Here is a 12,983-nt window from a genome sequence, read left to right as displayed (position 1 = left end):
CTAGCTGCCTGCGGTGAGCGTCAACGCCACGTCGACGAGCGTATTCGCCTGGGTTCCCATGCCGCGAAAACGCTCGTCGTGCGTTTGTCCGGCGTCGTAGCGCTTGTAGATTTGCTGTAAGATCGCTGCGAAGCGAAAGAAATTGAAGACGTGATACCACCGCACCCGGCTCACGTCGAATCCGGTCGCCTCCGCATACCGTTCGATCGCCTGCGCGCGCGTCATGAATCCCTCGCGCCACGTCGGCATGCCCCACAGGTGGAACCCGGGCGGATCGCTTGCCTGCGGCCAGAGCGCGAGCACGTAGCCCACGTCCATCAACGGATCGCCGTAGGTGCACATGTCCCAGTCGAGCACGGCCGTGATCCGCGCCGGATCGCGCGCGTCGAGCAGCATGTTGTCGAGCTTGAAATCGTTGTGCACCAGCGTAGCCACCGGCGATTTCGGGACCTGCGAACGCAGCCAATCGATGAGCACCGAGGCGTCCGCCGTGCCGGCGGTGCGCGCCGCGTCCCAGCGGTTCGCCCAGCCCTCGAGCTGACGTGTCACGTAACCCTGAGGATGTCCAAGATCTGCCAAGCCCGCAGCTGCGACGTCGACCCGGTGCAGGGTGGCAAGCGTGTCGATGATCGCGTTGCCGAGGCGCTGCGCGAAACCGCGCTCACCTTGCAAATGCTCGGGCAGATCGCGTCGAATCGCGATCCCGTGCATGCGCTCTTCGATAACAAAATCGCTGCCAACGATCGAATGGTCGGTGCAGAGATGATAGCTGCGCGGCGCCAGCGGAAAGCTCGCGTAGACTTTCGAGAGCACGGCGTGCTCGCGCCGCATGTCGTGCGCGCGCTCCGGTATCGGGCCGAGCGGCGGACGCCGTAAGACGTATTCCTGCGCTCCGAAGCACACCAGATACGTCAGGTTCGCATGACCACCTCCGAACTGGCGCACTTCGAAATCGCCGCCGGTTTGCGAGAGGTGCTCGCGCAGATACGGTTCGAGCCGAGCGAGATCGAGCCGCTCTTCGGGACGGACGTCGATCACTTCGGGATCGTCGTCGTGGATCACGCCGTACGCTCGAGGTGCGCGATATCGTTGAGGGTGACGAGCAGGCGGCGGTCGCCGCGCGCGCGGACGATCGAGATCGACGTGTTGCCGGCCGGAAAAAAGAAATCGCTGTGCAAGCCGAGGAGCGCGGCGACGTACGCGTTGATTGCGCCCGCATGACTGACGACCGCAACCCGCGCGCCGCCGTTGGCGGACACGATCGAATCGAGCGCGGCGGTCATGCGGCCGCGAATCTCCTGCGAGCTCTCCGTGCCGGGCAGATGCGACCAGCCCCCGTGCGCGATCGCGATCTCGGCCAAATCGTGCAGCGCCACCGGGCCGATGCCGGCGATCTTCACTTCGCCGAGGCGTGCGTCTTCGGTGACGGCGAGTCCGGTAGCGCGCGCAAGCGCGTCGGCTGTTTCGCGCGCTCGGCGCAAATCGCTGGAATAGATCGCGCCGATTCCGCGCGAGCGCAGGCGCTGCGCCATCGCCTCGGCTTGTGCGCGGCCGCGCTGCGTGAGCGGGAGATCGACGTGCAGCGGTTCGACGTCCTCCCCGGGAGGCAGCGACTCGGCCTCACCGTGACGGATCAGCAGCAGCTCGGTCGCACCGTGCGCAACGCGGAAGTCATGCATCGTATTTGGCGAGCTCGGCTTTGGCGATGCTCCGCAGGTGAACCTCGTCGGGACCGTCGGCAATGCGCAGCGACCGCGCGTTGATCCACGCGTGGGAGAGTCCGGTTTCGTCGAGCATGCCTTCGGCGCCGAAGGCCTGGATCGCGCGATCGACGATCGCCTGGGCGATGCGGGGCGCCGCGACCTTCGCCATTGCCAGTGCGGGCGCGGCGCGTTTATTGCCGTGGCGGTCGAGCTGTTCGGCGGCGTCGTAGACCAGGTGGCGCGTGCTGTCGATGTCGATACGCGACTGCGCGATCCACTCGCGGACCACGCCCTGCTCGGCAAGAGGACGGCCGAAGGTGATGCGATCGCGCACGCGCAGACACATCATGCGCAGCACGCGCTCCGACCGCCCCAGTAAGCGCAGGCAGTGATGCAGGCGGCCGGGGCCGAGGCGGCCCTGCGCGATCTCGAAGCCGCGCCCCTCGCCCAGCAGCAGGTTCCCCACCGGAACGCGCACGTTTTCGAAGGCGAGCTCGGCGTGTCCGAACGGCGCGTCGTCGTAGCCGAAGACGTGAAGCGGGCGCACGACGCGCACGCCGGGTTCACGGATCGGCACCAAGATCATCGACTGCTGCACGTGCTTCGCTGCATTCGGATCGGTCTTGCCCATGAAGATCAAAATTTGCGTGTGCGGATGCATCGCGCCGGTCGTCCACCATTTTCGTCCATTCAGCACGTAGTGATCGCCGTCGCGCACGATCGACGCGGAGATGTTGGTCGCATCCGACGAACCGCGATCCGGTTCGGTCATCGCAAAACCGCTGCGAATCTCGCCGCGCAGCAACGGCTGCAGCCAGCGTTCTTGTTGCTCGGGCGAACCGTAACGCGCGAGCACCTCCATGTTGCCGGTGTCCGGTGCGTTGCAATTGAAAACTTCCGGCGCGATCGGCGAAGTGCCCATCATTTCGCAGAGCGGCGCGTACTCGCGATTGGAGAGTCCGGCGCCGAACTGCTTCTCGGGAAGAAAGAGATTCCACAAGCCCTGTGCCTGCGCGCGCGACTTGAGCTCCTCCATGATGCCGGGCTGGGTCCAGCGCGTTTTCCCGGCCTCGACCTCGGCGAAATAGCGGCCCTCATTCGGATAGACGTGCTCGTCCATGAAGGCTTTGAGACGTTCGGCCCAGTTCATACCGAGGGCAGTTCGCCGGACGGCAAAAGTGCCATGCAGCGACGAAGGGACAGCTTGGTCGGGCGCGAACGGCGCTGATCGAGGAGGGGCCGCCGGATGTTCGCTCGAGCAACCGTCGTCGTCTGCGTTTGCGCAATTGCTTGTGCGCTCGCGGCACCCGTGTGCGCCCAAACCGCGCCGCCGAGCGCCGCACCGATCTCGGTCGTTACAACCGCGCCGAGCGGTGCGCCGGGATTCCCCGGCGGTAACGGTTCCGCATCATCGGCGATCACGATTACCGACGACTCAACGATCAACGGTGGTTCGTCATCTGCAATTTATTTGCAAACGAGCGGCGGCAGCGGCGGCGCGGGAAATGGTTACGTCCAGATAACGGCTTCCTCGGCGTACGGCGGCAACGGCGGAAGCGGCGGCGATGCCGGCGCGGTAACGCTCACCGCGAACGGTATTTATTCTGCATCGGGTGCGACCGCATTGTTTGCCGCAAGTACCGGCGGCGGCGGCGGCAGCGGCGGCTACGCAATCAACTACGGTACCGGTAACGCGTACGGCGGCAACGGCGCCGGCGCCGGAAGCGGCGGCACGATAACGATCGGCCTTTCCGCCGGCGCGTCTGTTACCACCACCGGCGATAACGCGTACGGCATCTTTGGCTACACGACCGGCGGTACCGGCGGCGGCGGCGGCCTCGCCGCTGCAGGCGGCGGCGTCGGCGGATACGGAAGCAGCGGCGGCAACGGCGGCACGATCGCCATCACCAGCGCGGGCGCGATCGCGACAACCGGTACCTCTTCGTACGGAATCCTCGCGGAAAGCGGAGGCGGAAACGGCGGCGTCGGGGGTGATACGGGTGTGATCGATGCGAACGGCAGTCCGGGTGGAGCCGGCGGCGTCGGCGGCAACATCACCGTCATATCGACCGGAACGATCTCGACGCTCGGAGATTATGCGAGCGGCATCTACGCGCTGAGCCAAGGCGGGACCGGCGGCGTGGGTGGCGGCGCTACGGGTGCCTCAGCCGACGGTGGCAACGGCGGAAACGGTGGAGGCGCCGGCGACGTAACGGTTACCGCCGGCGGCGCGATCACGACCGCGGGGGCGAGCGCGTACGGCATCGACGCCTCGACCATCGGCGGGGCCGGCGGCGCCGGCGGTTCAGGATCGGGCATCAAGGCCAGCGGCGGCGCGGGCGGCGCGGGCGTCAACTCGGGCGCGGCCACCGTCACCGAGACCGGCTCGATCGTCACCAGCGGCGCACAGGCTGATGGAATCGTAGCCCAGTCGATCGGCGGCGGGGGCGGAACGGGCGGCAGTTTCGGCAGTCTTTTCGGCAGCGGGGGTACCGGCACGGCCGGCGGCGCGGCGGGGGACGTAACGGTCACGACCTCGGGCTCGGTGAGCACCTCCGGCCTCGGCGCGATCGGCATCCTGGGCGAATCGGTCGGGGGCGGCGGCGGCACCGGCGGCTCGGGCGGCGGCCTCTTCGCGCTCGGCGGCTGGGGCGGCGGCTCCTCTCCCGGCGGTACGGTCACGCTCGACAACACCGGCTCGGTCACCACGACCGGCGACGGCGGCATCGGAATCTTCGGACAGTCGATCGGCGGCGGCGGTGGTTCAGCCGGTTTCGCGATCGGACTGGTCGGCGTCGGCGGCGGTGCAAATTCGGGCGGCGCGGGCGGCAATGTTTCAATCGATAACGGCGGCGTGATTTCGACGCAAGGCGCATCGGCGTATGGGATCTTCGCTCAATCGGTCGGCGGCGGCGGCGGTAACGGCGGCGGCGGCACCGGATTGTTCGCGGTCGGCGGCGACGGTGCTGGCGGCGGCAACGGCGGCAACGTCAGCGTGCAAAACACCGGCACGATTACGACGACGGGTGCCGGTGCGAACGCGATGTTCGTGCAGAGCGTCGGCGGCGGCGGCGGTAACGGCGGATACGCGCAAGCCGCGAACGCGAATTTTTCGGTTGCGATCGGCGGCAGCGGCGGCGGCGGTGGTAACGGCGGTATCGTCGATGCGAGCAACAGCAGCGCGATCACGACGAACGGTGCGATGGCGAACGGCATCTTCGCGCAATCGGTCGGCGGCGGCGGCGGCAACGGCGGCAACGCGAGCGCGGAATCGGTCGGTGCGATCGCAATCACGATTACGTTAGGCGGCAGCGGCGGCAACGGTGGAAACGGGAGCGCGGTCACCGTCACCAATACCGGAACGATTGCAATCGGTGGTGAAAACGCCGCCGGCATTTTTGCGCAGTCGGTCGGCGGCGGCGGCGGCAACGGCGGTGCGGCCAGTTCCACCGCGATTTCCGCGAATGCGTATCCGACCGTTGCCATTAGTTTTGCGCTCGGCGGAACGGGCGGCAGCGGCGGAACCGGTGCGAACGTCGGCGTGACCAACAGCGGCTCGGTGCAAACCGCCGGCGATAACGGTTTCGGCATCATGGCGCAATCGATCGGCGGCGGCGGCGGCAACGGCGGCGATGCAAATGCGTCGTCACAAGCGTACAGTTCCGAAGGCGCTGCGAGCGTGTCGCTCGCGATCGGCGGTACCGGCGGCGGCGGCGGTACGTCGGGCAACGTCACCGTCACCAATACGGGAAGCGTCGTGACCGCAGGCGCCGACGCGTACGCCATCATCGCGCAATCGATCGGCGGCGGCGGCGGCAACGGCGGAAGCGGTTCCGCGTCGTCATCGGCGACCGCTTCGGATAGTCCGTCGATCTCGTTGACGGCCGGTGTCGGCGGCAAAGGCGGAACCGGTGGAAACGCCGGCAGCGTCGACGTCGAGAATCAACAAGGTGCAGTGGTTACCAGCGGAGCCGGCGCGAGCGGCATCGTCGCGGAATCGATCGGCGGCGGCGGCGGCAACGGCGGCGTCGGCGAAGGCGACTCGAGCGGACAGTTTTCGCTCACCGTCACGGTCGGCGGACAAGGCGGCGTTGCCGGCAATGCGTCATCGGTGACGGTGAACAACGCCGCGACGATTGCAACCAGCGGCGCATCGGCCGACGGCATTTATGCGCAATCGATCGGCGGCGGCGGCGGTAACGGCGGTGCAACGTCGGGCAGCGCCGCGTCGCAATCGACGTCGGAAGGGCAGAGCTTCGACGTCTCCGTCGGCATCGGCGGGTTCGGCGGCGCGGCCGGCAACGCCGGCAACGTGACGATCGGCAACACCGGCGCGATCCTCACCACCGGTTCGAATTCGGACGGTGTATTCGTGCAATCGATCGGCGGCGGCGGCGGCAACGGCGGCGGCGGGAACACTCAGGCCTCGGGCGGCGCGGTAAAAGTGCAGTTCACGCTCGGCGGATTCGGCGGGTCGGCGGCGCTCGGCGGCAACGTGACGCTCACCAACAGCGGCACGATCGAAACGGAAGGCTTCGAGTCCGATGCGGTTTTCGCGCAATCGATCGGCGGCGGCGGCGGCAACGGCGGCGACGCCGAGGGTTCGACCAGCGCGCAAGAAGGGCTCGATAAATCCGCGAGCGTTTCGCTGAACATGGGCGGATTCGGCGGACAGGGCAGCAACGCGGGGAGCGTGAGCATCACCAACACCAGCGGCTCCATTATTACGGAAGGCGATCAATCCACCGCGATCGTCGCGCAATCGATCGGCGGCGGCGGCGGCAACGGCGGCAGCTCGAGCGGCGAATCGGAAGGCGTGGTCGGCGTGACGCTCGGCGTCGGCGGCTTCGGCGGCGCAGCCGGCAACGGCGGCGCCGTGAGCGTGAGCAACGGCGCGGTGGTGGAAACGAGCGGCGTGCTCTCCGACGGCATCTTTGCGCAGTCGGTCGGCGGCGGCGGGGGCACCGGCGGATTCTCGGCCGGCACGGCGAGCGGAACCAACGAGGACGGCAACAGCTTCGGCATCGCCTTGACGCTCGGCGGGTTCGGCGGTGCGGGCGGCACCGGCGCCAACGTCACCGTGAGCAATAGCGGGACGATCGCCACCAGCGGATTCGACTCGACCGGCATCTTTGCCGAATCGATTGGCGGCGGCGGCGGTGACGGCGGATCCTCGACCGCGACCGCGAGCGGAAAGATTTCGGTCGGCGGCGGCCTCGGCGGTTCCGGCGGTGCAGCCGGCGACGCGGGCGACGTACAGGTCACTAACAGCGGATCGATTCAAACCAGCGGCGATTCCGCCAACGGAATCTTTGCGCAATCGATCGGCGGCGGTGGCGGCAACGGCGCGGAGGCCTCGGCGGAATCGAGCGGTTCGGGCGAAAACAGCGTCGCGGTTTCGCTTGCCGTCGGCGGATTCGGCGGCGGATCCGGCAACGGCGGCAGCGTTACCGTGAACAACACCGGCGGCGAGGTGATCACCGGCGGAGCGAATGCAGCCGCGATCTTTGCCGAATCGATCGGCGGCGGCGGCGGCAACGGCGGCGGCGGTTCGACCAATGCATCCGATTCGTCGATCGACGTCGGATTGACCGTCGGCGGATACGGCAGCGGCGGCGGCAACGGCGGCACGGTCACCGTGACCACCTCGGGCATCGTGCAAACCGCCGGATTCAATTCGCAAGGCATCTTCGCGCAATCGGTCGGCGGCGGTGGCGGCAACGGCGGCGACGCGCAAGCGAACGCAACCGCAAGCAGTTCGGACGAATCGCAGAGCGGTTCGGTGACGTTCGCGCTCGGCGGTCAAGGTGCGGTCGGCGGCAACGGCGGCGCGGTGAACGTGACGATCAGCGCGGGCAGCGTGACGACGAGCGGCGGCAACTCGAGCGCGATCGTCGCGCAGAGCATCGGCGGCGGCGGCGGCACCGGCGGCGCCGGAACGGCGCAAGCCGGCGGCGGTACCGTCAACGTGAGTTTGGGCATCGGCGGAACCGGCGGCGCGGGCGGTACCGGCGGCAACGTTGCGGTGACGAACGGCGCGCTCGTTTCGACGAGCGGCGTCAACAGCGACGGCGTTTTTGCGCAGAGCGTCGGCGGCGGCGGCGGCGCGACCGGATTCTCGTCGGGATTTTCGCTCAGCGGAACGACCCAGAGCGATGAATCGTTCGGCATCTCGTTTGCGATCGGCGGTTCGGGCGGCAGCGGCAACGATTCGGGAACGGTGAACGTCACCAACAACGGTCAGATCGTGACCACAGGATTCATGTCGGACGGCATCGCCGCGCAAACGATCGGCGGCGGCGGCGGCACGGGCGGTGCGGCCGCGGCGAGCAGCGATAGCAACGTGTCGATCGGCGGCGGCGTCGGCGGTGGCGGCGGTTCCGGCGGAAACGCGGGCGCGGTGACGGTCTCGAATGCGGGAACGATCGTTACCAGCGGTGATCTCGGCGCCGGCATCTTCGCGCAATCGATCGGCGGCGGCGGCGGCGCCGGGGGTGAAGCGACGAGCGAATCGACCGCAAGCGCGTCGAGCGAAGAAGAGAACACGACGAACATTTCGATCGGCGTTTCGGTCGGCGGCGCGGGCGGTTCATCGGGCACGGGCGGCGCCGTGCAGATCGGCAACACCGGCGCGATCGAAACGCAGGGCAGCGGCGCGGCGGGAATTTTCGCGCAATCGATCGGCGGCGGCGGCGGCATGGGCGGCGGCAGCGAAGCGACGGCGAGCGACGGTTCGCTGAATCTGAGTGTCGGCGTCGGTGGTTCGGGCGGCAGCGGCGGCGCAGGCGGGAACACGACGGTCAGCAATTCGGGAACGATCATCACGCTCGGCTACGCGTCGAACGGCGTCGTTGCGCAATCGATCGGCGGCGGCGGCGGTGACGCGGGCACGGCGGAATCGACGACGACGTCGTCGTCGGATGCGAGCTCCGGTTCGGTGAGCGTTGGCGTCGGCGGCAACGGCGGCGTTGCCAGCGATGGCGGAACGGTCACCGTAAACAACACCGCCGGCGGCATCGCGACCGCGGGCGACGACGCGAACGGGATCGTGGCGATGAGCATCGGCGGCGGCGGCGGTATGGGAAGTACGTCCGCACCAACCTCGCAAGGCACGATCGGTCTCACCATCGGTGTCGGCGGAAAAGGCGGAGGCGGCGGCGATGCCGGCGCGGTCAACGTGAGCAACGCTGCCGCGATTACGACCAGCGGTTCGACGGCCTACGGGATACTGGCGCAATCGGTCGGCGGGGGCGGGGGCGAAGGCGGCTTTGCTTCGGGCTCGTCGCAAGGCAGCGGCGACTTTGCGGCAACGGTCGGCGTGGGCGGATCGGGCGGCGGCGCAGGCAACGGCGCCGCGGTGAGCGTTGCAAACAATGCGTCGATTGCAACGGCCGGATTCGGCAGCGACGGAATCGTGGCGCAATCGATCGGCGGCGGCGGCGGTATCGCCAACGACGCCGGTTCGAATAGTTCGTCGAATACGATCGGCGTCGCGTTGACGGTGGGCGGCAGCGGCGGCGAAGCCGGCAACGGTGCCGCGGTGAGCGTATCCGGAAGCGGCAACGTCGGGACGAGCGGCAACTACGCCTACGGCGTGCTCGCGCAATCGATCGGCGGCGGCGGCGGTGCCGGCGGCGTCGGCGCGGGTTCGCAAACCGGCAGCATCTCGGTCGGCGGCAGCGGCGGTGCGGCGGGCAACGGCGGCAATGTCAGCGTCGATCTCACCGGCAACGTCGGCACGACGGGAACCGGTGCGTCGGCGATCGTCGCGCAATCGATCGGCGGGGGCGGCGGCATCGGCGGCGACACGACCGGATCGACGCTCTCGATCGGTATCGGCGGCAACGGCGGCGGCAGCGGCAGCGGCGGCAACGTCAGCGTCACGACCAGCGGCATGATCTCGACCGGCGGTGCCGGTTCGTACGGTATCTTCGCGCAATCGATCGGCGGCGGCGGCGGCATCGCGGGCGGCGGCAGCAACGGCCTTGCCTTCATCGGTTCGGACGGCGGCGCGGGCAGCGGCGGCGCGATCGACATTACCGCCAACGGCTACGTCCTGGCGGACGGTTTGAATTCGGTGGGAATTTTTGCTCAGAGCGCGGGCGCAAGCGGTGACGGACCGATCGCGATCGATATCGGCGGCACGGTTCGCGCGACCAACGGGCCGAACGCCGCGGCAATCGAGACCGACACGACCGGCACGACGACCATCAACAATATGGGCACCGTGATCGGGAACGTGATCGTGAATGACACGAACGGCACGTTCAACAATGAACCCGGCGCCGTTTTTGCGAGCGGAAACACGGTCGATCTCGGGACGGGCGGGACGCTGAACAACATGGGAGCGATTGCGCCGGGCGGTATCGGCGCGATCCAGACGACGACGTTGACCGGGAACTACAATCAACTGCCGGGCAGCATCTACGACGTCGACCTCAATATGGCGACGCAGACGTCGGATCAGCTCGACGTCAGCGGATCGGCGAACTTGGCGGGTACGGTCGTTCCGAACATCATCAAGCTCGCACCGGATTCCAACCCGTTCACGATTCTCACCGCAGCGGGCGGTGTAAGCGACGACGACCTTTCGGTCGTGCAGTCACCGTTCTTCGATTGGAAGCTGGGCTTCGGGGGGAACGACGTGACCCTGACGATGGCCGGTGTGACGTACACCTTCCCGCAGCTGACCGCGAATCAGAACGCGATCGGCGCGCATTTCGAGAATGCCTGGAACTCGGGAAGCCTAGGATCGCTCGGGCCGCTGATGATGTATTTGAGTACGCTCGATCCGGGGACGAGCTACGCACGAGCGCTCGATCATCTGAGTTCGGGGAATTATCTTGCGTCGGCTACGCCGATGATGTTTACGCATCTCGACTTCACCAACAGCCTCTTCAGCTGTTACCAGCCGGTCAACGAAAATTACGTCGGCACCGAGATGCCGTGTTCGTGGGCGCGCGCGATCGGCCAGAGCGATCATCAGGCGTACTCCTCGACCACGCTCGGACTGGCGGGGAGCGCAGACGGCATCGAGGGCGGGCAGCAACGTGCGCTCGGCGGCGGCCGGTTCGTCGATACGGCCTTCGGCTTCATCCGCTCGTCGACGGTGATCGACGACAACTCATCGACGCAGTCCAACGGCGTGCAGGCCGGCATCGCCTGGAAACAGCAGCACGGTGCGACCTCGTTCGCGCAGGGCGTTTCGCTCGGCTACGACTGGCTCGACACGACGCGCTCGCCGGTACCGAACGTCGTCGCGACCGGCAAGAGCGGCGCGCTCAGCCTGGATGCGCGAGCCGGCCTCTCGCACGTCAGCAACCTTGGCGGGTTCTATATCAAACCGTACGGCAACGTCGACGTGCTCTTCGTCGATCGTCCCGGATTCAGTGAGAGTAATGCCGGCGCCGAAGGCTTGAACGTGGCCTCGATGAGCAACGTGCTGGGCATCGCAACGCCCGGCGTCGAGTTCGGTGGAACGTTCCACCGGGGCGACACGACGTTCCGGCCGTTCCTCGACGCCAGCGTGAGCGCGCTTTCCACCGATCACTGGTCGGCTGCCTCAACCTTCGAAGGCTCGCCGGCGGGCGTTGCGCCCTTCGTGATCACCAGCTCGTTCCCGAGCGTGCTCTATCGCACGTATGGCGGGCTGCAGCTGGGCGAGAAGCGCTTGATCATGACCTTCGATTACGGCCTCTCGTTCGGGACCGGCTACTCCAGCCAAAGCGGCTCGTTCAAATTCGACTATAAATTCTAGACGATGCCGTTTCTGCCGTTGGTCTTCGTGGCGATGCCGTTTCGCAAGAAGTTCGACGCATCGCACCGCTTCGAAATCGACTTCGACGACATCTACGATCGCGCGATGCGGCCGGCCTTCGAGTCGCTCGAGGACCGGCTCGACTATATCCGCGCCGACGAAGAGCGCGCCGGCGGGATCATTCACGTGCCGATGTTCGAGCGGCTGCTCGTTGCCGAGATCGCGGTCGTGGACGTGACGATTCCAAATCCGAACGTGTATTACGAACTCGGGATTCGTCACGGCGCCAAGCCCGCGACCACGATCATCGTCGGAGCGTTCGAGACGCTGCCGTTCGACATCGCGCTGGCACAGGCGGTTCCGTACCTGTTGGACGAAGGAAAGCTCAGCGACGAGTCGGCGGCATCGTTCGCCGGCGCGCTGCGCGAAAAGCTGGAGTACGCGCTCGCCCATGTCGACGGCCGCGACAGCCCGATCTTCCAGCTGATCCCCGCGTTGCGCGAAACGTCGCTGCCGCACGATATCACGGAGTCCTTCCGCGACCGCGCCAAATACATGAACGAGACGCGCGACCGGCTCGATACCGCGCGGCGCGTGCCCGAGAAGCAATTTGCGCAGGCGCGCGAGACGATCGCGGCAATCGAACGGGAGATGGGCGCGATCACGAAGACCAACGCCGAGCTGCTCTTCGACGTGATGCTCGCCTATCGTGACGTGCAGGCGTACGCAGAGATGATCGCGCTGGCCGAGCGCGCACCGGAGTGGCTGCGCGACCAGGCGCCGGTGCTGGTGGAGCAGGAAGCCTTCGCGCTCAACCGCCGCAACGAGGATGGCGACCGCGATCGCGCCGTCTCTCTGCTCGAGGCACAGATCCGCAAACGCGGACACTCGCCGGAAACCTCGTCGCTGCTCGCGCGCATCTATAAGGATCGCTACGTCGAGGCGCTCAAAGCCGGCGAAGCCCGCGCCGCGCGCGGAGCGCTCGCGCGCGCGATCGAGTTGTATCGCGCCGGCTTCGAAGCGGATCCGCGCGACTATTATCCCGGCATCAATCTCGCAACGCTCCTGACGCTGGAGGGTTCGGCGGATTCACTTACCGAGCGCGAGCGCGTGGCACAGGCCGTGCTCTTCGCGCTGGGCCGTCTCGGCGGGCTGAACTCGAGCGACTACTGGCAGGTTGCCACCGTGCTCGAGAGCGCGCTCATGCGCGGCGATGCGGCGACGGTAAATCGCGCCCTCGACATCATCGCTTCACTGCGGAACGTCCCGTCCTGGTGCTATAAATCGACGAAGGGCAATCTCAAGCTCCTGCGTCTTGCACCAAGCGGTGCGATGGATCGCACGCTGCTCGACGAAGCGATCGCGGAGCTTGCCAAACACGCCGGCTAGGGAAGCTCTGAAGAAGTCCATGCACCGATCGTTATGGCCCCGATGGCCGCAGACCCGAGGAGTCGGCGAGGGAGCATAGCCGGGGTGTTCTGTGACCGAGCCGACGACGATGGAGATGCGCCATCGCGGCCATA

General features: G+C 67.2%; 5 protein-coding genes. 2 read left to right on the top strand and 3 right to left on the bottom strand.

Translation table 11 applies throughout. From position 1 onward, the window contains the following. The 3 genes from VMF11_04860 to VMF11_04850 are packed head-to-tail and all read right to left on the bottom strand — an operon-like array spanning window position 1 to window position 2,853. Complete coding sequence (locus tag VMF11_04860; GenBank protein HTU69631.1) at window positions 1-1,062, bottom strand: phosphotransferase family protein; 1,062 nt, start codon at window positions 1,060-1,062, stop codon at window positions 1-3. Beyond that, on the bottom strand, window positions 1,059-1,679 hold the full coding sequence (locus VMF11_04855) for a histidine phosphatase family protein (protein ID HTU69630.1): 621 nt from the start codon (window positions 1,677-1,679) through the stop codon (window positions 1,059-1,061). The genes VMF11_04860 and VMF11_04855 overlap by 4 nt, the downstream gene beginning before the upstream one ends. Then, a complete protein-coding gene (locus tag VMF11_04850; protein ID HTU69629.1) occupies window positions 1,672-2,853 on the bottom strand; it encodes an acyl-CoA dehydrogenase family protein in 1,182 nt (393 codons plus the stop codon). Before VMF11_04850 ends, VMF11_04855 begins: the two co-directional genes overlap by 8 nt. Window positions 2,854-2,949: 96 nt before the next feature. On the opposite strand from VMF11_04850, the gene VMF11_04845 reads away from it, so the two are divergent. Together VMF11_04845 and VMF11_04840 are read left to right on the top strand one after the other, a co-directional pair. After that, on the top strand, window positions 2,950-11,460 hold the full coding sequence (locus tag VMF11_04845) for a hypothetical protein (protein HTU69628.1): 8,511 nt from the start codon (window positions 2,950-2,952) through the stop codon (window positions 11,458-11,460). Window positions 11,461-11,463: 3 nt separating this feature from the next. Beyond that, a complete protein-coding gene (locus VMF11_04840) occupies window positions 11,464-12,849 on the top strand; it encodes a TRAFs-binding domain-containing protein (GenBank protein ID HTU69627.1) in 1,386 nt (461 codons plus the stop codon). Window positions 12,850-12,983: the final 134 nt, after the last annotated feature.

It is taken from the genome of Candidatus Baltobacteraceae bacterium (genome assembly GCA_035502855.1).
Taxonomy (GTDB): domain Bacteria; phylum Vulcanimicrobiota; class Vulcanimicrobiia; order Vulcanimicrobiales; family Vulcanimicrobiaceae; genus Aquilonibacter.
The sequence above is the reverse complement of the archived record's forward strand: the minus strand, read 5'-3'. Positions and strand labels throughout refer to the sequence as shown.